This is a genomic window from Halosimplex amylolyticum, from assembly GCF_051414035.1.
GTDB classification, from domain to species: domain Archaea; phylum Halobacteriota; class Halobacteria; order Halobacteriales; family Haloarculaceae; genus Halosimplex; species Halosimplex amylolyticum.
Genome location: NZ_JBLKNW010000006.1, coordinates 120,102 through 140,009, shown reverse-complemented (window position 1 = coordinate 140,009; position 19,908 = coordinate 120,102). Strand labels below are relative to the sequence as shown.

21 protein-coding genes are annotated in these 19,908 nt (G+C 58.8%); 10 read left to right on the top strand and 11 right to left on the bottom strand.

Going from position 1 to position 19,908, the window contains the following annotated elements:
* Nucleotides 1–11 precede the first annotated feature (11 nt).
* The 4 genes from ACMGFE_RS20455 to ACMGFE_RS20440 form a co-directional block, all read right to left on the bottom strand.
* Nucleotides 12–1,364, bottom strand: a complete 1,353-nt coding sequence (locus ACMGFE_RS20455; protein WP_436927140.1) for a YncE family protein — start codon at nt 1,362–1,364, stop codon at nt 12–14.
* A 105-nt stretch (nt 1,365–1,469) separates the two neighbouring features.
* On the bottom strand, nt 1,470–2,453 hold the full coding sequence (locus tag ACMGFE_RS20450) for a D-2-hydroxyacid dehydrogenase (protein ID WP_436927138.1): 984 nt from the start codon (nt 2,451–2,453) through the stop codon (nt 1,470–1,472).
* Between the two features lie 161 nt (nt 2,454–2,614).
* A complete protein-coding gene (locus tag ACMGFE_RS20445; protein WP_436927136.1) occupies nt 2,615–3,877 on the bottom strand; it encodes a family 43 glycosylhydrolase in 1,263 nt (420 codons plus the stop codon).
* A gap of 97 nt (nt 3,878–3,974) precedes the next feature.
* Entirely contained in the window at nt 3,975–4,316 is a 342-nt protein-coding gene (locus ACMGFE_RS20440) for a universal stress protein (RefSeq protein WP_436927134.1), read from the bottom strand.
* Nucleotides 4,317–4,390: 74 nt separating this feature from the next.
* Here ACMGFE_RS20440 and ACMGFE_RS20435 point away from each other — a divergent pair, with 74 nt between their 5' ends.
* The 3 genes from ACMGFE_RS20435 to ACMGFE_RS20425 all read left to right on the top strand — a co-directional run bounded on the left by ACMGFE_RS20435 (nt 4,391) and on the right by ACMGFE_RS20425 (nt 5,894).
* Entirely contained in the window at nt 4,391–4,942 is a 552-nt protein-coding gene (locus ACMGFE_RS20435) for a VIT1/CCC1 transporter family protein (RefSeq protein WP_436927133.1), read from the top strand.
* Nucleotides 4,943–5,081: 139 nt separating this feature from the next.
* A complete protein-coding gene (locus ACMGFE_RS20430; RefSeq protein WP_436927132.1) occupies nt 5,082–5,369 on the top strand; it encodes a hypothetical protein in 288 nt (95 codons plus the stop codon).
* Between the two features lie 3 nt (nt 5,370–5,372).
* Entirely contained in the window at nt 5,373–5,894 is a 522-nt protein-coding gene (locus tag ACMGFE_RS20425; RefSeq protein WP_436927130.1) for a winged helix-turn-helix transcriptional regulator, read from the top strand.
* On the opposite strand, the gene ACMGFE_RS20420 is transcribed toward ACMGFE_RS20425, so the two are convergent.
* From ACMGFE_RS20420 to ACMGFE_RS20405, 4 genes are read right to left on the bottom strand one after another with little or no spacing between them, the layout of a single operon-like run.
* Complete coding sequence (locus tag ACMGFE_RS20420) at nt 5,888–6,433, bottom strand: DUF8596 domain-containing protein (RefSeq protein WP_436927129.1); 546 nt, start codon at nt 6,431–6,433, stop codon at nt 5,888–5,890. The two genes, ACMGFE_RS20425 and ACMGFE_RS20420, sit on opposite strands and share 7 nt — an antisense overlap.
* Entirely contained in the window at nt 6,433–6,720 is a 288-nt protein-coding gene (locus ACMGFE_RS20415) for a hypothetical protein (protein ID WP_436927127.1), read from the bottom strand. The genes ACMGFE_RS20420 and ACMGFE_RS20415 overlap by 1 nt, the downstream gene beginning before the upstream one ends.
* Nucleotides 6,704–7,570: an FAD:protein FMN transferase gene (locus ACMGFE_RS20410; RefSeq protein WP_436927126.1), complete on the bottom strand. Its 867-nt coding sequence runs from the start codon at nt 7,568–7,570 to the stop codon at nt 6,704–6,706. The genes ACMGFE_RS20415 and ACMGFE_RS20410 overlap by 17 nt, the downstream gene beginning before the upstream one ends.
* An 8-nt stretch (nt 7,571–7,578) precedes the next feature.
* The gene (locus tag ACMGFE_RS20405; protein ID WP_436927124.1) at nt 7,579–7,935 is read right to left on the bottom strand and encodes a hypothetical protein; all 357 of its coding nucleotides are present in this window, start codon (nt 7,933–7,935) and stop codon (nt 7,579–7,581) included.
* A 573-nt stretch (nt 7,936–8,508) separates the two neighbouring features.
* Between ACMGFE_RS20405 and ACMGFE_RS20400 the strand changes: the two genes are divergently transcribed.
* Nucleotides 8,509–8,955, top strand: a complete 447-nt coding sequence (locus tag ACMGFE_RS20400; protein WP_436927122.1) for a DUF6141 family protein — start codon at nt 8,509–8,511, stop codon at nt 8,953–8,955.
* A 283-nt stretch (nt 8,956–9,238) separates the two neighbouring features.
* On the opposite strand, the gene heR is transcribed toward ACMGFE_RS20400, so the two are convergent.
* Nucleotides 9,239–10,012 carry a heliorhodopsin HeR gene (gene heR, locus ACMGFE_RS20395; protein ID WP_436927121.1) on the bottom strand — a complete coding sequence of 258 codons (774 nt, stop codon included), beginning with the start codon at nt 10,010–10,012 and terminating at the stop codon, nt 9,239–9,241.
* 867 nt (nt 10,013–10,879) lie between these two features.
* Between heR and ACMGFE_RS20390 the strand changes: the two genes are divergently transcribed.
* The 3 genes from ACMGFE_RS20390 (at nt 10,880) to ACMGFE_RS20380 (ending at nt 15,046) form a co-directional block, all read left to right on the top strand.
* On the top strand, nt 10,880–11,485 hold the full coding sequence (locus ACMGFE_RS20390; RefSeq protein WP_436927119.1) for a hypothetical protein: 606 nt from the start codon (nt 10,880–10,882) through the stop codon (nt 11,483–11,485).
* 1,354 nt (nt 11,486–12,839) lie between these two features.
* Entirely contained in the window at nt 12,840–13,562 is a 723-nt protein-coding gene (locus ACMGFE_RS20385) for an MBL fold metallo-hydrolase (protein WP_436927117.1), read from the top strand.
* 68 nt (nt 13,563–13,630) lie between these two features.
* On the top strand, nt 13,631–15,046 hold the full coding sequence (locus ACMGFE_RS20380; protein ID WP_436927116.1) for a phenylacetate--CoA ligase family protein: 1,416 nt from the start codon (nt 13,631–13,633) through the stop codon (nt 15,044–15,046).
* A gap of 438 nt (nt 15,047–15,484) precedes the next feature.
* On the opposite strand, the gene ACMGFE_RS20375 is transcribed toward ACMGFE_RS20380, so the two are convergent.
* Complete coding sequence (locus ACMGFE_RS20375; RefSeq protein ID WP_436927115.1) at nt 15,485–16,531, bottom strand: tyrosine-type recombinase/integrase; 1,047 nt, start codon at nt 16,529–16,531, stop codon at nt 15,485–15,487.
* Nucleotides 16,528–16,794 (bottom strand): hypothetical protein, encoded by a 267-nt coding sequence (locus ACMGFE_RS20370; protein ID WP_436927114.1) that lies wholly within the window; start codon nt 16,792–16,794, stop codon nt 16,528–16,530. The genes ACMGFE_RS20375 and ACMGFE_RS20370 overlap by 4 nt, the downstream gene beginning before the upstream one ends.
* Before the next feature lie 407 nt (nt 16,795–17,201).
* Here ACMGFE_RS20370 and ACMGFE_RS26070 point away from each other — a divergent pair, with 407 nt between their 5' ends.
* The 3 genes from ACMGFE_RS26070 (at nt 17,202) to ACMGFE_RS20360 (ending at nt 19,897) form a co-directional block, all read left to right on the top strand.
* Complete coding sequence (locus tag ACMGFE_RS26070) at nt 17,202–17,456, top strand: winged helix-turn-helix domain-containing protein (RefSeq protein WP_495849305.1); 255 nt, start codon at nt 17,202–17,204, stop codon at nt 17,454–17,456.
* Nucleotides 17,457–17,581: 125 nt separating this feature from the next.
* A complete protein-coding gene (gene tcmP / locus ACMGFE_RS20365; protein ID WP_436927113.1) occupies nt 17,582–18,574 on the top strand; it encodes a three-Cys-motif partner protein TcmP in 993 nt (330 codons plus the stop codon).
* 51 nt (nt 18,575–18,625) lie between these two features.
* Nucleotides 18,626–19,897 carry an SPL family radical SAM protein gene (locus ACMGFE_RS20360; RefSeq protein WP_436927112.1) on the top strand — a complete coding sequence of 424 codons (1,272 nt, stop codon included), beginning with the start codon at nt 18,626–18,628 and terminating at the stop codon, nt 19,895–19,897.
* Nucleotides 19,898–19,908: the final 11 nt, after the last annotated feature.

The window sequence follows — 19,908 nt, the reverse complement described above, 5'->3', positions numbered from 1 at the left end:
ATCCGATTCCGCTATAGCTGGTGGCCGCAGGCGCAGTTGCCGATGCAGTACGTCGTGTCGGCCTCGCCCACGTTCAGCCCGACCGCGGCCATCGCCGCGAGCAGGCTCGCCGCCTCGTCCGTCTCCGGACGGACGCGCGCGGCCGTCGCGCCGTAGGGCGCCGAGCCGACCGAAATCCGCTCGACGATCTCGCGCGACCCGTGGTCGATCACCGCGACCTCGTCGTTCGTCTGGACCGGCACGTAGAGCTTCTCGTGGCTCGGGCCCCAGGTACCGACGAACGCTGCGCCGCCGAGGTCGATGCGCCCGTCGACTTCCCGATCCTCGACGTCGACGACCGACACGTCGTCCGTCCCGGGCGTGAAGACGTACCCGACCCGCGAGTCCGGCCCGACTTCGCTGGTCAACGCCCCCTCGCCGAGGCCGTCGTCGGGCGTCAGCTGCGCGAGTAGCTCGGGACTCGCGGGGTCGCTCGTGTCCCAGACGCTCTCGGTCCCCGTCTGGTGTTCGACCAGCAGCCGGTCGCCGCTGGGCGCGACGGTCCCCATCCACGGTTTCGACGCGCTCCCCGCGCCGTCCGCGTTCGCACCGTCGCCGACCGGCGGCACGTCGACCTGCGTCTCTATCTCGAAGTTCTCGAGGTCGAGGACGGTCAGCGTGTCCCCGAAGAGGTCGGGCACGAACGCGAACTCCCCGTCGGGGTGGATCGTCACGTCGCACGGTCCCGGCCCCTCGTTGCCGCCGCGACCGCCCTCGTCGGTCCGGTCGATCTCACCGGTGATCTCGCCGAACGTCTCCGAGTCGCGGTCGGCGTCGATGCGGTAGTTGACGTGGGCCGGTTCACGGGCGCTGACGACGACCGACTCGCCGTCGGGCGTCAGCTCCTGCCAGTTCGACCCCGACCCGGTGTCGACGTGCGCGACCTCCGAGAGCGACCCGGCCGCGAGCGCGCGAACCCCGCGATTCACGTTCAGCCAGAGCGGATCCGCGGCGTCGGTCGTCAGCTCGGGAGTGTACTGGTTCGAGGGGAACGACGCCGAGAGGCCGAGGTGCTGGGTGTCGACGACCTCGTCGCGCTCCGGGTCGACGATACTCACCGTCGCGTCGTCGGTGTTGAACACGAAGACGGTGGCCTCGCCCCCTTCTCCGCTCCCGGTACCGTCGGCGGTCGTCGTCGCTCTCGGCCCGTCAGCATCGTCCGTCGACCCGCTCGAACACCCCGCTGCGAGCGCCGCGCCGGCGGTCGCCGACCCCGCGAGCAACCCGCGACGGGAGACGCCGGCCCGGTCGTTCGCACCGGTGCCGTTCTCGTTGGCCGGCGCTCCGCGGTTCGGGTAGAGCCGGTCCGCGTCGCCGTCGGTCATACCGGTGCCACGGGCCGTCTGCGAAAATACCTGCTGGTGGTGTGTGTCTATCTCGCCGAACCGCGTCGAGTCGACCGACCCCGACCACCCCGGCGAACTCCCCTGTCAGTCGTCCGCGGGGCTGACGACCTGATTCTCCAGGCCGTCGTAGCCGCCGGTCTCGTCGACGCGTTCGAGGTTCGACTCGAGGATATCCGCCAGTCGGGTCCAGTACTCGGGCGTCGCGCCGGAGTTGTGCGGCGTGATGCGGACGTTGTCGAACTCCCAGAGCGGGTGGTCGGCCGGCAGCGGCTCGGGGTCCGTCACGTCGAGACCGGCGCCGGCGAGCTTGTTCCCCCTGATCGCCGAGACCAGCGCCTCGGTGTCGACGATGGGGCCGCGGCCCACGTTGATCAGGACGGCGTCGGTCGGCATCGCCGCTAGCTCCGTCTCCCCGATCAGTCCCCGCGTCTCGTCGGTCAGCGGTGCCGCGACGACGACGTAGTCCGACCGCGTGAGCGCGCCCTGGAACGCTTCGTCGTCGGTGAACCCGACGACGTCGTCGGTCGGTCCGCCCTTGTCCGGCGAATAGCGTGCGCCGACGGTCTCCACGCCGAATCCCTCCAGGCGCTCGACGACCGCCTGGCCGATGGCGCCCATCCCGACGACCGTCACGGTGGAACCCTGTAGCTCGCCGCCGCGGAAGTGCTGCCACAGGTTCTCCTGTTCGCGACGCCAGCCCTCGTCGAGTCGGCGAGCGAACGCGAGCATCCACCCGAGCACGTGTTCGGCGATGTTCGGGCCGTGGACGCCAGAGGCGTTCGTGACCGCGACGCCGCGCTCGCGGAAGGCGTCGAGGGGCAGGTGGCCCACGCCCGCCGACCCGCAGGCGAACAGGCGCAGCTCGTCGGCGCGCGCCAGTAGCTCCTCGTCCATGTGGAGTCCAGTTACGATTCGCGCTTGCCCGACCGCCGCACGCGCTTCCCCCTCCGTTCGCGGGAGCTTCACGTGATACTCCGGCAGGCGTCTGCGGAGTTCCTCCGCGTACTCGCTCGCTGGTATCCCGTGTGCGGGTTGATTCAACACGACGATCCGCTCTTGTCCGGCCATAGTCCGTGGTCGAACGTGAACGGAATAAACGTTCTCGCCGGGTCAGCCAGTCTCCCGGTCGCCGGGTCGTGCGTGTCCCGCATCACCGACCCCACTATCCGACTCAGGTTCACTGCAGAATCGTGCTGTCCGCATTCACTCCGACCGCGGACTGTCCGTACTCACTCCGAATCCGAGTCGTCCGCTCCGCGGCTGTCACCGAAGCCGAGCGCTCCGACCGCCGCCCCACCCAGTGCCGCGACGCCGCCGAGTATCGACATTCCGTCGCCCGTCCCCGACGAGGTCGCCGTCTCCGCCGGGGTCGACGTGGATGTCTCCGTCGGAGACGAGGTCGCGGTCGGCGTATCAGCCGCGACGCTACTCTCGAACGCGGCGCTCTCACAGTCGAATTCACCGCTCCCCGGCATCGGGCTCTTGGCGCTCGGATGGCCGTTGCAGGCCACGACCGGCCAGTCATCGTCGTCCCACTGGACGCGGTCGACCATCATCGTCCGCACTTCCCGCTGGGCCGTCGCTTCGACGTGATAGAACAGCCACCAGTCACCGTTCTCGTCCCGATAGGCGGTGTTGTGACCCGGCCCGGTGAACCGGTCCGTCGCCGAGAGGACGGCCACGCCGCTGTTGTGCTCGTTCAGATCGCGCAGGTCCGTCCCGTCCTGGTTGTAGTAGGGTCCGGTGAACTCCTCGGCGCGCCCGACCTCGACCTCGTAGGTGCTGTCGTAGCCGTCGCAGCAGTGGCCCGTCGAGTAAAAGAGGTAGTAGTAGCCGTTCTCCTCGACGATCATTCCGCCTTCGCGCTTGTCGCCCGCGAGGTGGAAGTCCGTGCCCTCGACGTAGTCGTCGGCGCTCTCGGTGAGTTCGACGCCGTGGATACCGAACCAGCTCCCCCACACCATGTAGGGGGTGCCGTCGACGACCCGGAACTCCCCGTCGATGCAGTTGGTCATCCCGAGGTCTTCGTTCCTGAACACCGGTCCCTGGTCCTCGAAGGGGCCGTCCGGCGAGTCCGCCGTCGCCAGCCCGATTCCGGGGTTGTTCTGACTCCCCCACGTCGAGTACGAGTAGTAGAGGTGGTACTTCCCGTCGTAGTAGTTGATGTCCGGGGCCCACACGCCGGCGTCGTCCTCGTCGCGCCAGTCCGGGTACTCCTCCAGCGCTGGTGCGATGTACTCCCAGTTGGCCAGGTCCTCCGACTGCGCTATCGGGACGATGTCTTTCGGCGTCTCGGTGCCGTAGGCGTAGTACGTGTCGCTGTCTTCGCGCTGGTCCTGGATGACCGTCACGTCGCCGAACCCGATCGGTCCGACCGGGTTGTGGTAGTGCTCGTCGCTCTCGTCGGCCGCCGCCGCGCCGCTTGTCGCGACCGTTCCCGTCGCGGCCACCGCTCCCGAACCGATCGTCTTCAGCACGCTTCGTCTGTCCACACCACGGCCATCGCGTCCCACCACGTTGCGCCCCTGTTTCAAAGGATCGTGCAAAACTGTTGTTATCTGTAACGGCGCGTCCCGCGGGGAGGTTCAGTCAGACCGGACTGGGTGCTGCAGGTTTCTGTTCGACCGTCGAGCGGGCCGCCGCTGTGGTGAGGAGGCCCCATTCGTCTGTCTCAATATCGCCACCGCTGGCGATTACTTCAGTCGTCTCGACCGTCCGCTCGGTCGTCCGGTCGTGCAACGGATTCGGCGCGAGCAGCCCCGACGCCTCCGCTTCGTCCACGGCGAGCATCGGGTCGATCACGTAGAGGACGGTGATCTGGCCGTCGAGGTGTTTCGTGATACCTCGTTCGAGCGCTCGCCGAGAGAGCAGTGATCCATCCATCGGAACGAGAAGTTTCTCACCGACGTTTGTCCATGTAATACGAAGCACGAAACCGGGATTCCCGCTTTCGAACGCGAGACCCCGGATAATTAGTCGAGAACGGACGAACGAGCACACAACGAATGATAGCGCAACTCCTCGGCGACGACGTCGAGTCGTCCGGCCGGTACCTCGCCGAAGTGATCTACGGCGCCAACGATGGAATCGTCACGACTTTCGCTGTCGTCTCTGGGGTCGCCGGAGCGACACTGAACCCCTCGATCGTGCTGATCCTGGGCGTGGCGAATCTGTTCGCCGACGGGTTCTCGATGGGGATGAGCAACTATCTCAGTCGTCGGTCGGAACTCGATTACCAGCGCTCCGTGCAGGGTAGCGGCTCGGATCCGCAGGAGGAACTGGCCGACGGGAAGTCCCCCGGCCGAACGGCGTTCGTCACGTTTCTCGCCTTCGTCGTCGCCGGATGGGCACCCCTGATCCCCTACATCCTCGAACTCGACGCCACCTTTCCCCTCTCGATCGCGTTTACCGGGTTCGCGTTTTTCGCCGTCGGAGCGAGTCGGAGTCTGGTGACCCGACGACGGTGGTACGTGAACGGTGTCGAGATGTTCGTCGTCGGAATGGCTGCTGCCGTCGTCGCGTACACCGTCGGAAACCTTCTCGGTGGGATCGCCTGAGGGACCTCTCGACGGGACCCAGCGAGGTCGGACGACTGGATTCGACGGTTGGACGCCAACTGTTTTGGCGAGCACTCACCACGGTAGGAACGTATAGGCCGCCGGGTACCTCCCACGGACCGCGTTCACAGCGAAACTCATGTCACTCGCTCGACTCCTCGAACAGTACGTCAGCCTCGGAATCTTCGTCCTCGCCGCGGGACTCAGTATCCTCAGCTACCTCGCGTGGCGACGTGAGCGCGACCGTCGAATGAGGGTCGTCACTGTCGGGTACGTTCTGTTTGCCGTCTACGGACTCGTCGTGTTTCTCGAACATCCGTTGCTCCCGTACGTCCCGTACGCGACGCTGGAGCTACTCGAACACGGAAGTGCAGTCCTCATCCTGGGCGGGCTGCTTGCGTTTTTCCTCGCCCTGACGCGGGACTGAACGATGTCGGATCCCGACCTCGAACTGGCCTCCCGGCGGGCTATCTACCAGCAGATAGCCGATACCCCCGGCGTCCATTTCCGTGCGCTGCTCGACGAACTCGACTACGCACAGGGGACACTCCAGTACCAACTCCGGTGGCTCACCGACGAGGGACTCGTCGAGGTCTCGGAGGACGGGAAGTACACCCGGTACTATCCGGCTACCGAGTTCGACGAGACCGACCGAGCCGTGATGAACGCGCTGCGACGCGAGTACAGCCGCCGCGTCCTCGCGCACCTCCTCGTTGACGGTCCGCTCTCGACGACCGAACTGAGCGACCGCCTCGAAAAGGCCCAGTCGACCGTGTCGTGGCATCTCTCGAATCTGGCCGACGCCGGTCTCGTCACGAAAGAGCGCGATGGTCGGAGCGTCGCGTACGACGTCAGTGACGCCGACCGGGTCAGGTACCTCTATACGATCCATCGGCAGTCGTTCACCGACAGAGTCGTCGACCGCTTGCTCGGCCTGTGGGACAGCTATTGACTCGTGGTTGTAACCGGCGTGACCCCCCGCAGGACCAGCACACGCAACAGAAGGACGTACACGAGAAACGCCACAGAGGGCCCCAACACGGGACGGACGAGCCCCATCAGATCGGTGCCGATTGCAGCCGCGTGGATCGTCCCGAAGGCAAACCCGGCGTAGGAGAACGAGTGAACGACCCGCGGTCCCCATGGGCGCTGGAAGCGCTTTGCGTCGGTCAAGCCCAGTACCGCCACGACGAGCAGGAGGAGCGCCCCCACACCGACAGCGACGCCACTGAGGAAGTACGGCACTGGGTACGCCGGTTCCGGTACCTGGCCGGTGACGACGAACCACGCGTCCAGTACCCCAAGTCCCGCATGCAGCAGCGTGACGATCATCGCAAACACCGCCAACTCGATGTGGATGCGTCGAGCGGCCTCGTGGAGCACACCAAACGACTCCGTGTTGTAGAGGACCCCCGTGAGCACGGCCAGATACAGCGCCGGATACGCGACGAGTGCGGCCCCGCGGTCGAGATACCAGACGATCGCCGACATTACGAGGCCCCCGTGGTGGCCACGATATCGGGACAACCGTCTGAATCCCGGAAGTCGTTCGTCGTCTCGGGGCGCGTCGGACACCTGTCAGTGGAGTCGTCGATACCATCGCCGTCGTAATCGGCCGGTGCCTGTCGCGTCGAAACGGTCTGGTCGACGAGGTCGCTCTGTTTCTCTTCGGTTGCCTGTGTGGCGCGGACGTCCCCGATCTGCCACAGCACCGGAACTGCCGCGACGAGAACGACAATTGCGACGACAGTGATCCGCTGCTTATGCGTCCAGGACATGGGCCTCGAAGCCGCTGGTCGTATGGAATACGCCGTCGTGAATCACGAGTGCCTCCAGTCCGTCCCATGCTTCTGCGAAGGCCTGCGCCTCAGCGAGCGGAAGCGCAGCCAGCGTCGTCGCAAGGGCGTCGGCTTCCATGCAGTCCCGCCGCGCGACGACGGTGACAGACTCGTGGCGCGAGCCGAGCGACTCGGCCGTCGGGTCGTAGACGTGGTCAGTACCGCCCCGTTCGCGTCGGTACTCACCGGACGTTGCGACGTGCCAGTCCGTGTCCAGAATCTTCAATGGCTTGTCGTCGCCGTACGGACTCTCGATGGCGACTCGCCCCGTCGGTGGGGACATGTCGCCGCCACCGCTGACGAATCCGCATCGGGCGACCCCGTCGAGTGATTCCGCGGCCCGATCGACGATGTATCCCTTGGCGAGACCGTTAAGATCGAGTGGGACGTCAGTCGTAACTCGGTCGTCGTCGATATGGACCGTTCCGGTGTCGAACGTCCGCGGAAGTGAGTCGCTGTCACCACGCAGAAACGCTTTGAGATCGCGCTCGACGCGGCCTTGATGGATGTCGAACACCCCGTCTGTTCGGTCGAAATAGTCGAGCCCGCGACGGGCGATCCGGGCGACGTGTCTGTTCGTGACTGCCCCCTCTCGGTTCAGTTTGCTGACCGCACTCTTACTCTCGAAGGCGTCTAGTTGGCTTTCGAGCGAGTCGGCAGTGTCCCGAGCGGCAGTGACCGCGGCGTCGGCACGCGCCCCCGTTGCTTGTACGAAGAACGCCGTATCACAGCAGCGGAACTCACGGTCTGCGTTTCCAACCCGTTCGTAGATAGATGCGAGGGACCCCATACCTCGGTTCAATCCTCCCCCTCGTGTTCTTCGTCCTCTTCTTCCTCCTCATGTTCTTCCTCGTCCTCTTCGTGTTCTTCGTCCTCTTCTTCCTCCTCATGCTCTTCCTCGTACTCTTCGTGTTCTTCTTCCTCGTAACCAGACTGCGTCGCTACTGCCGGTGTGAAGTCTTGGTTGGGGGTCGGAGCGTCAGCAGCGGCTTGCTGTGAGGCGTCCGTGGCGGCCGTTCCCGATGGGGTTGCCTGTCCACCTGGTTGCGTGAGGCCACCAATCGGGGCAGCGAGAGCACCAGCTACGATCGTCGTGAGGAGCGCACCTGCGAGGGTAAACGCTACGAGTCTGTTATTGGGGACGGGGATCCGCACGGTTACTTCCCTCCCGCTTCAGAGCCGTTACCGTTGACATGCCGGTCGCCAATCGATCTCATTACACGTCGACGAAGGAGATGGATTTAGTAAGCCGTTCGCGTCCAACTATCGAATCTTCGTACAGTCGTCGAACGATTCGATTGAATCACTGTGCGAGGTTTCACTCTCTTTTCGGCAGACGATTATTGGCGAGAACTCGGACGTTTTCCCGTCAATTCCCGTAGTTAACTGGCAAGAGACCAGCGGGTTATCAATGAGTGATTGATTATCTCGGTTCCGACCAGCGTGGCTGTACGCGAATCCACCGATGGACCACCCGACGTTCGATTATCGAACGAAAGCATTCCACCTCGGTCGTTCGACCGATAATCCCTGCGCGTTCGAGCGATTATCGCACCACAAAATCATGGGCGCTGCAGGCTCCGGTTCGGCTGTCGAACGAATCGACCTTTCAGGCGTGAACTGGTCGAATTCAGACGTTTCAAATACACAGCGCGTATCTGTCCCGGTTGTATTTCGATATCCGGTAAACCCAGGTGCTGAATAGCGACGCTTCCGTAGTACTCATGCATGGAAAAGACCCCACTCTTCCGTGAAGTCCAGCGGTTTCGCCAGCCGTGGATCTGGGCACTCCTCGGAGGCATTACGCTCCTCTTGCTCGTGTTAGGACCCATCTCGTGGGGTGGACTTATCATCGTTGGTGCCATCGCTGGATTCGTTTACAGTCTCCGTCTCCGAACTGAAGTGAGAGCCGACGGCATCTATCTCAAAATGTGGCCGCTTCACCGGTCGTTCCGTCGAATAGCATGGTCGGAGATCGAGCGCTACGAGTCCAGACAGTACAGACCAATTCGTGAGTTTGGCGGCTGGGGAATCCGCTGGGTACCCGGGAAACTTGCATACAACGTACGTGGCAATCGGGGGGTCTGGATCGAACGGACGAACGGTCGTGCTGTTCTCGTCGGGTCACAGCGCTCTGAAGAGTTCGTCAAGGCTATCGATGAGGCAGCACAGTAGCAGCCCCTGGTTTGCGTCTTGACCGTAGAGAGTGAACACAAGAACCGCCCTACAAAAGTACAATATTCGACACGTACAGTACGTATGAAACCAGAACACGAGTGGTTCAAGTCCGAGAGACCGAAAGGGACTTCTACCTCTACGAGGTCCTGACCTTCGTCATTCTTGTTGCTGCTGAGGGGTTCTTCGCTGCACTCGGCGTCCTCGCTGAGGCACCGCTACCTCGCTTGTCGGCACGGTTCGCGTCGCCGACGCCCGTTCCAACCCCCGGTAAGAGCGGTTGCTACACCGGCGAGTTCAGCGCGCCGAAGTAGACTTGCCAGGCCAGCAGCGACTTCGCCACGAGGCTCAACACGATGTACGCCCGCTCACCGTACAGGTAGTCCTGCCACTTCCAGACCCCGAGATACTGCAACAACATGTTGATCGCAAAGAGGTTAAAGAGGACAAACAGCGAGACGTAGATGATAATCACGAAGTCCGGTGGGCTGCCGCCAGCGTTGAACGTGCCGATAATCGAAACGGCGATGACAATCCACGGGACAACACCGGCGATCGAACCAACGATGAACGAACTCCAGTCGGTTTTCTCAGTCAGACGATTGTGACGCTCCATAACCAGCCCACAGAGATTCATCACTGCGACAAGGCCGAACAGTGCGATCAGCGTGCCCAGATCCCAGACGCCCGCAAGCATGGCGATCAGGACAATCATCACTGACGCGCTGACTGCGTACTCGTACCACCGGTACGGGTTCATCCCCCGCCCGAGATAGGCGACGTAGCGATCGTAGAGAATCGTTGCGATCAGTGCATGAGCGATTGCAGAGATAAAAAGGAACGCAACCGCCAGATAAGCCAACTCGATCGTCCCAATCGACTCCATGACTGGTACGAGTTGCTGCCTTTCAGTGTCGAAGTCCAGACGCGTCGCGGTGATCGTCCACTCCCGCGACGAACTCAGATAGAGCATTACCGCGCCCTGGAGAAAGTGTAGAATTCCCATGACCGCGTTGAATCGCCGGAGATTCCAGTCACTCGGGGTGGTCTGTCCCATAGCACGTTCTTCACGATCTGTTGCCATTATCTTTTGGCAATAGTTAGCACTACTAGACCGGCACGTAACTCGCACACAGTGGCAATATGACATGATCAATAAGCCGACTGACCGTGTTTAAACATCCACAATATGATGTGTTTCGGTAGTCCAGCTGAGTACAACGTGCAAGTCAGTCACGAACGAGTGATCGAAACTGAGCCGATTTGATCGTTATGTACAGAACCGACACGGGGAACATGTGACAACCTTCTTATGGGAAAGGGGGCGGCTTTGGACCGGATTCCATTGTGATATGGATGGTTTTCGGGATGATGTTCGGGATGACGCTCGGGGCGATTATTGGAGTGGCAGTTGATTCAATCGAGAATCTATGCTGAATGCCACGCCCTTCAGGGCGTGGTAGCTTACTCGGCTGTTGCAGTATGATAGACAGCGGCCCCGGAAACGAGCGCGATTACCAATCCAGCACCCGCACCAATCGTGAGTCCTGTCGAGATCTCTCCGTCCATGATCAGCGCCATCACTATCCCCCATCCGGCACCAATACCTACCCCGATACCGATTCCGCACCAATCGCCTTCGAACGAATCGAGTCATCTTCTGTACTCATCTTGGAACCACCTATAGTCCCCGCAATTTTCACTGTTCCCCACAGATCACAGTCCGAAATGTGCCTTTCCGTTACTGAGCGCAACCAGACCAGAGTCTCTCATCTGTGGAGGAGTTTACCAGAGCTAAGGAGGGGGCTTTTGAGACGAACTTCCGCGACGCTTAGTCATCCGGAGGGCCACTCATCTGAATCGTAGCGGCAACTCATTCTTTATGGCCGGGGGTGCTCAACACCCGATAGCACCAGTCGCAGACATGCGAGGAGAGATCAGCGTCTTCCGACCGGTCGAAGCGTACGCAGAGACCGGCTCTTTCAGAACACATGGTGTCGTCGCCATCATCTCGTTCTGTCTGTTCGTCGGAACGATCGTCTTTGGCTTCGTCCCGGTCACGAGGGAGATCGAGACCTCCGGTTATTCGACCGCAGATCTACAGGAGGCAACAACTCGGACTGAAGTAGACACCATCCTACAGGCCTTCGAACCGGTCATGGATTCGGTTGTACTCCTTTCTGTGCTGGATTACCTCTTCATCGTCGCTGGGTTCTTCCTCTTTTTCTCGCTTCACTCCCTGGTGATGAAGCGACTGTCGTTCGACGATCGCTTAGTTCTGGTTCCGAAGCTCGGGATGATGCTGACCGTCTGTTCACGGCTTCTCGATTCGCTGGAAAACCTCTGGGTTATCCTGATTTACTCAAACCCCGATAGCTATTCCACCACTCTCATCAGTTTGATGAACACCACGCAATCAGTGAAGTGGCTGGTGGTCGCGGTCGAATATCCTGCCCTCGGACTGGCGATCGTTCTAGTTCTTCTGGCTCAGTTCACAGCTCTTTTCGACGTTGAGACGTCCCAGATGTAATCTCGTGCCCGGTTCTGTTGAAAGCCGATGGTCAGACACTATTTGCGGTGAAACAGCTGGTGAGTGGATCTGCCAGTCAATCGAATAGAACGAAGAATAGTATCAAATCGGCGATCTCCCCGACGACGCCAACAAAGACTGCGAACCGTCGTTCTCTAGATGTCGGGGAACGGGTCTCAAGAACTCGTTCGAGTCCGACTCCGATTGCTGTGCCTGTTGGGCCAAAAGCGGCCAGTCCTATCGGAACCTGAGCCGACTCCAAGAAAGCGATTATCCCAATGACGAGACCGAACCACACGTCTGTAACCATCCCGTTGCGATGGATACCGCTCTCTGTTAGGAACGTTCGGCATTGGTGTACTCGATTCGTAAAACTATAGCGTTTATAAACATGTAGATGTGAAGCAGACCAGTCCGCTGGTGCATTGATTGAGATTTCGATGGATGGGCTCCCAGGCCTTTCGTGTCGGTCGATTCAACATACCCACTGGCAAACAAAGAGCGGCGACTTGCTGCATACATCCTCTGTATACAGTACGTGTATCCTGGCAGAGGACGAGACTTCTGTGTCAATCGGCAATTGATTTGCTGAATTGCCACCAGTTTGGCTGTACACGAACCCCGGTAGAAACCACGTCCTCGTTCGACCATCGAACGAACGCAACGGCGCTGCGTTCGATCGGCGACCTACACCGCCGCTGTCGGGCGATTACTTCCACCGGAAATATGGGCGCTGCAGGATTGTGAACCTCCGAGAGACGGTGGCCTCGCTCCGCTCGACGCTGCGACTCTCGTGGTTCAAATCCTTCGCGGACATGAATTGCTCCTCACGTCCGTTCGTCGCAAAAGCATGGGCGCTGCAGGCTCCGGTTCGACTATCGAACGAATCGACCTTTCAGGCGTGAGGCGGCCGAAATCGAGGGTTTCTAAAAGCATTCCTCGATGCCTCTCACGGGAACCCGGCTACGTAGACTAACACGAGAACGCCCACGAGAAGTCCTGCACTGAGGAGAATCCGGACGACGCGTCGTTCACGTGTCGTGAGGGGTCGGCTGTCCACTGACTGTTCGAACGCGAAACCCAGTGCGGTTCCGGTTGCGACGAATAGAATGAGCCCAATCGTGACCTCACCGGAAACGAACCACGCAATTGTTCCCCCGACGACGCCGAGGGCGTATCCAGCAACCCAGCCCGTCCCTTCAGGATATCGACGAGCCTCCGATCGCGCTGTCGTAGTGAATCTGCCAGTTTTCGTAGTGTGACCGTACAGTTCGAGACGACTCAACGTTTGTCATCCGGACGGGACAGGCGTCGCGTCGCCCGTGCTTATGGCCGCCCGGTGCGTTCAGTCGGTATGGCTCTGATTCGCGGCCGAGAAGTCGCCGATGGGGTGTATCGGTTCGGCACGCGTCGGATCAACTGGTACGTCGTCGAGGAGGGAGACGCGCTCACCGTCGTCGATGCCGGACTCCCCGGACATTGGCAACTGCTCGTCGAGGGGGTCGAACGGCTTGGATACACGTTGCGAGATGTCGCGGCTATCCTCATCACCCACGGCGATTTGGACCACGTCGGGTTCGCCGAGTGGTTGCGACAGGCCGCCGATGCTCCGGTGTGGATTCATCCGGCTGACGTCCAGCGCGCGAACACGGTCTCACGGTCACTCCCCCCTATCGGCTTCCTGAAGGAACTCTGGAGGCCCTCGGCGTTCGCGTACTTCGTCGAGGTCGTTCGCTCCGGGGTCGGGTCGGTGCCACAACTCACGGCATTCGAGATCTTCGAAGACGGCGACGACCTCGACGTCCCCGGACATCCGACGGTCATCCACCTCCCGGGTCACACAGCCGGTTCGTCCGCGTTCTACCTCTCCGACAGAGACGTGCTCTTCTGTGGTGACGCCCTGATGACCTATAACGTTCGAACCGGCCGTCACACCGAGCCGACAGTGCTGCCGCCGATACACTACGACGCGGAGAAGGCGCGCTCGTCGATACGGAAACTAGATTCCTGTGGCGAAGTAGTGCTGCTGTCTGGGCACGGTGAACCGTGGAGAGGCGACGTTAGCGACATCGTCTGAGGTCTAGAGGCAGGTCAAGAACAAAGTCCGTTCAGAACGAAGTGGGAACCGAACACGAGACGCGGCCTGTGGGAGACACCCCGCTTCTCGAAGCCAGTACGATGGATCCGATTACCAAAGGAAAAATCACGCTCGACGTGTGGCGTGCCAAGCGAGCGACCCGCTCAGAGATCGATGCCCGCCAACGAGGACGGCTGGCTGACCTGCTGGCGTTCGTCAGGCGGCAGTCTCGATTCTATAAGCGACACTACGCAGACGTTCCCGAGGGCAGTACCGATCTCGAACAGTTTCCGCCGATGACCAAGCCAATGCTGATGGAGAACTTCGACGACGTAGTCACTGATACAGCGCTCACGAAAGCCGAGATCGACGCGTTCGTCGCCGACGAATCGACCATCGGCCAGCGCTTTCTCGACCGCTATCCGGTCTGGTTGACCTCGGGAACGACCGGCGAACCGGGCATCTTCGTTCAGGACGAGACAGCGTTGACACTGATCAACGTGCTTCCCGACCGATGGACGCTACCTGCGTTACTCGATACGACGTCCATACTGAAACTCGGAAAGAACCGGTTCAAAGGCGCAGAGATAGCCGTAAGCGGCGGTCACTTTGCCGGTGCCTCTGGTATCGCAATGTTACAGCGCGAGTCGAAATTCCTCCAGCACCGAATTCGGTTGTTCTCCCCGACTCGGCCTCTCGACGAACTCGTTGCAGACCTGAACGGCTATCAACCGGCGTTCCTCGTCGGATACTCGACCGTCCTCGTCGAACTGGCGCGGGCGCAGCAGGAGGGGAGACTCGACATCAGTCCCGCCTTCGTCGCGCCGACGGCAGAACCGATTTCGGACGCGGAGAAGCGCGAACTACGGGAGAACTTCGAGTGCGAGGTACGCGAGATCTACGGCGCCACGGAGTTCTTTCCGATTGCGGTTGAGTGTGAGCGCGGGAATCTGCACGCAAACACGGACTGGGTCGTCCTCGAACCGGTCGATTCGGAGTATCGACCGGTCGAACCCGGCGAGCCGTCGGAGACAGTGCTGATCACGAACCTCGGAAATCGCATCCAACCGCTCGTTCGGTACGATCTCGGTGACAGCATCACGATGTACGAGGAGCCGTGCCCGTGCGGAAGTCCCTTCCCGGTCATAGAAATCGAGGGGCGACAAGGAGATGTTCTCCATTTCGAGACGCAGGAGGGAGAGCGCGTTCCCGTGTTCCCGCTGGCTATTTCGAGCGTCGTTGAGGAGGTACCGGGCGTCCATCGGGCCCAGATAATTCAGACAGCTCCGCAGACGCTCACCATTCGACTCGACGTAACTGAAGATTCCGACGAACGAACCGTCTGGGACCACGTGAAACGGGACGTCGAGACGTTTCTGGACCAACGCGGTATCACCGAGATTGGCATCGAGAAAGCGGTAGAAGCACCCCAGCGCGATTCCGGTAGCGGAAAGTTCAGACACGTCTGGTCTGAAATAGATTGACGATCGCGTCTACTGCTCCGGAGAATTCTACACTTAGCCGAGCGCGTCCGTCAAATGTGATTCTGGACCGAGTCGGCTCGTGAGAGGTTGTTCTTCACTGCAATCCGCGATTGATTTTCTCGAATGCGGCCAGTTTGGCTGTACGCGAACTCCGGTGGAAATCACCCATCGTTCGACCACCGAACGAAAGCAAAATCAGACCTGTTCACCCGATGATAGCCACGCTGTACGGCGATTATCTCGCCTCATATTTATGGGCGCTGCAGGATTGTGAACCTCCGAGAGACGGTCGCCTCGCTCCGCTCGACGCTGCGACTCTCGTGGTTCAAATCCTTCGCGGACATGATTTGCTCCTCACGTCCGTTCGTCGCAAAAGCATGGGCGCTGCAGGGCCTAGGTGCCCCGATATTCGGTACCTCTACGGGTTCGTGTTGGGTGTTACTCGTCATCGATGAACTCCCATCGGCGGTCTGCCTTCTCGCGCTCGTTCGCTCGGTCGTAGTGCTTGTCGAGGATCTCTTCAGAACAGTCGAGACGGTCCGCGACCACGCCGCGCGGCACGCCGTCGTTCCGGTACTTCGTCACTCTCCCCTTTCGCACGTCGTGGGTCGAGCGAGCCGACGGGCAGGAACTCATCCCGGTGTGACGGGCATACTCGCAGGTGTCCGGGTTCTCGTCGTGAGGACACTCTTCGTTGACCTTGCACGGTCGGGTCCAACGGTAGAACGCGTTCCGTATACACGTGGGCGAGAGACGGCCGTGTTTCGTCGTCACGAGCGGGGTTCGCCCATGGTCGTCGGTCACCTCCACACGCGGACCCTCGATGTAGTCTTGAAGCACTCTCGCGACGCGCCGGCTGATACGGTTGTACCGCTCTCCCTGATCGTTGTTCTTGAGCGGGGTTCCGGTCTCTGGTCGATGGCGGTACTTCAGCCCCGGCTCGTCGCCGTCGAGCTCTACGTCGCCCAGGTCGAGCGCGCGGACTGCACCGAGTCGGGCGCCGGTGTGCCACACCAGAACCCAGATAACGTGGTCTCGACTCGCGTACTCGTAGCTACTCAGGTAGTCGAGGATGGGCTGGACCCGTTCGGGCGGGAGCCACGAGTCGGAAACCTGTTCGTTCCGGCTCAAGGTCGGTAGCTGGACCTTCTCGAACAGGTCTTCCCGGACGGCCTCGATGGACGCACACGTCCGCAGGAAGGCCCGAAGGGTCGAGAGGGCCGTGTGGATGGTCCGGGCCGCTATCTCGTCCTCACCACGGGAGTAGCCGCCGTTTCGACGCCACCGTCGGAACTCGTAGATATCTCGGCCGGTCACTTCGTCCATCGAGTCGATACCACCCTCTTCTCGGCACCACTCTACCCACGCCCGCAGGTGGCTCCGGTGACTGGTCTCCGTCCAGTCCGCAGATGTATCCTCGAGACTATCCAGATGTAGGTCCACAGCCTCCTGTGGAGGGATCGAGATGAGATCGTCGTCACTCATGCTTTGGTCTCCCGGTAGTCGAGGTCTCGGTCGTAGGGGCCGACGGGCGTGAGCAGCTGCACTTCGTCGCGTGCGTAGAGTTCGTCGGTCCGCTGGTCGAGTAGTTCGTGGAACACCCCGTCCACGGTCTCGGCGCGTGCGCAGGTCGCACACCAAAAGTGGTGGTTGGTGGGCTCCCAGTCGCGGTGGCCGCGGGGACAGGTGAATCGCCAACGGTCGTTCTCATCTTCAATTCGGACGGTCTTCTTCTCGTCTGCCGACATAGCCGAGTGAGACTGAAATTCCGGGGGGCAAAAGGGGTAATCCACGGACGCAGAGTGAAAGTGAAAGTAACGTGATTCGATCCCCGTCCCGGCAAAATCGGCGATTTCGCCGGTGAAAGTGAAACGGGGTTTCGTGCGGTTCGTCGTGCCACCTGGCTTTTGGCGGCGTGCATCTCTGGTGGTCATGTGTTCGCTCGGGAGAGCGACACCCCGGCCGACGGGCAGGGTCGTCGGCTACCGACTCTTTCTCGCGGGAATTACGCCCGCCAGCACGGTGTGACGCTCTTGGGCCGACTGTTGAACCCACCTCACTTAAAGACCAACGTTCGTTAAGCTACAGCGTACTGTATGTCATCCAAACTGACGACCTCCGGAGGAACTATGGAATCAACGTGTTACCACCTGCTATGCGAAGGCCGAGGGTTTCGTGGATGACTCAAGCAGATGACCGACTCCTCGAAACTCTCGAAGAATCCTCTTTGATACTCTCTCCTCGTGTCCTCGCAGTGAACACGGACTATTCACGTCACTATGTGAGTGAGCGTTTGGCTCTCCTACTTGAGGCAAACTTAGTTGAGAAGGTAGACGGCGGTCTCTATCGAATTACTGAGACAGGGCAGTCTTACTTATCTGGAGATATTGAGGCCGAATCTCTAGAATAAGAGCGGTACTCAGTTTCAGTAGATCGATTCAGAATCAGGAAGGATTACTGAACAGTCTGCTCGAATACCTAGTTTCATGGTCCTTGAAACGAGTTTAGTGAGCGAAAGTCATCTTAGTGATACTCATGTCAGGTGATAGCTCTCTAGTATCTCAGAGTTGGATTAAAAGCAAATTACAACGCTTAAGAGATTCTTCTATTGATCTCTGGAATGTTGCCCCAGATACTACCAATGAATTTAGCTCTTGGTCGGCTCTAAAATTAATTCTTCTTGCTGCGACTGTCGATATGTATACCAATATTATACCAAACTACATGGACAATTTCTACTACATTGATGCCCTTGCTGGATCTGGAATTTCTGCCTTCCCTGAAGATGACGAATACTTTGTCGGAAGTCCCATCATCGCTGCTACTATGGCCCATAATTCATTTAATCGCATGTATTTCGTTGAACAAGATCCGGAGAAAGCTACAGCGCTCAGGGACCGATTAGAACATGTTGAACAAAATTTATCGAAAGACCTCCAGTGCGATGATTATCGGATCATCCAGCAAAATACAAATAATGTTATGGATGAAATTGTAGAAGAAATTAGGGAAGAGACACTTTATAAGGGAGAATCTGTTAATACATTATCCTTCATTGATAATCAGGGGCTCGACGTCCACTATTCAACCATTCAAACCTTGACTGAAATCCATGGCGACTTACTGATTAACTTTCCAACTATTGCAGTGCGCAGAACAGCTGGAGCAGATTACAAAACAAGCATGAATAATTTCTACGGCAATGCATCTTGGGAAGCCGCCACTAATGACGATGAATACCGGACAATATACATGTCTCGGCTAGCTGAGGCCAACCGTCCTGTCCAGGAATTTGTTCCAGTTCGGAGCGGAGGCCAGTTCTACTATGATATGATCTATTGTACGCGCGAAACGAAGGGTGGAAGCCCATATATCCAGGTTTTGGAGGATATGAAAGAGAAGATTGATCAGCTGACAGGTGAAGATGTAGAACGAATTCTTCGGTTTATGCGCGGCGAACAGACAAGTATAGATCTATTTTCTCAGGAAGATGAACAACAGAGTGGTCTTGGGGATTTCATGGATTAACGATTCCATAGTCTTACTAGGGCAGAGGGAATAGACTTGTCCAATTAGAATATGAGTCTGAGAATCGCCACAGACAACGGGACTAGGAAGATCCAGTATGAAAATACTGTAGTAGAATCCCTCGATCAAAGTCCGAAGCTAAACCACCTGAGGGATCATAGTCGAAATTACGGTCAGCCATTAGAGCGTCTTGATCTTTGGAAAAAGCAATTCTCTTGCGGCCAATGTGGTGATGAAATTGAAGGAAGATTCAGTTCAAATCCTACTGGCGAGCTACTTTGTTGGGACTGTTCTTTGAAGACGGATGCAGAGAATGATTCAAGAGGGGTTTCTCATACCACAGACCCGACGAAGGCTGTTCTCTCCAATTCATCTCTTCATCACAAGAATCTCTGCAATTATGTTATTAACGTCGCCACGGGGTGCTCCCACGGTTGTAAATTCTGCTATGTACCAAGTACTCCAAATATCAAAACACGGGGAGAGATGCTTGAAGAGCAAGCAGGCGTAGATGATGGACAACGAGAGTGGGGTAGTTATCTTCTCTACCGTGATGACCTTCCTGAGCGACTTGCAAGAAAGTTGGAGAGAAAACAAAAATGGGAACATACAGAGGATGGTCGAGGTGTCGTGATGATTTCCAGCGGTACAGATTGTTACCAAGATCGACGAGCTGCGCAGATAACCCGTGGATGCGTTATTGAATTGGTTAAACATGAAAAGCCGGTTAGAATATTAACTCGAAGTCCAGCCGTTGTGCGTGATCTGGATGTTTTCAAGGCCGCCAATGGGCTGGTTACTGTCGGATCTTCCATTCCATGTTTGGATGACGATGTAGTGAGAGCAATAGAACCCGGAGCACCGGCCCCATCTACTCGGCTAAATGCTCTTGAAGAGATCAGTAATGCTGGAGTGCCAGTATATGTATCAATGTCTCCAACCTACCCGACTCAGGGCCGTGATGACCTCCGGAAACTTCTCAAGACATTCAAAAAACGACTTGATCCGGATGTTGTATTTCATGAGCCGATTAATCCACGTGGTGGCAATTTCGACATGACGGTACAAGCAGCCCGGGAAGCAGGTCAAAATGAGCTTGCTGAAGAACTTGAAAGTCTCCAAAACCGTGAACAGTGGATCAAGTATTCAAAACGTCAGTTAACAGCAGTTGAAGAACTTGGTGAAGAACTTAACATCCCTGTCCACTTATGGCCTGATAAGCAATTCGTAAAACATGTTTCAGATCGTCAGGACCACTTCCGCCGAGAAATGGAAAAGAAAGAATCTCCAGAAGACTACCCCCGCCCCCCGGCTTCGGCTTGAATTTAGCAGAT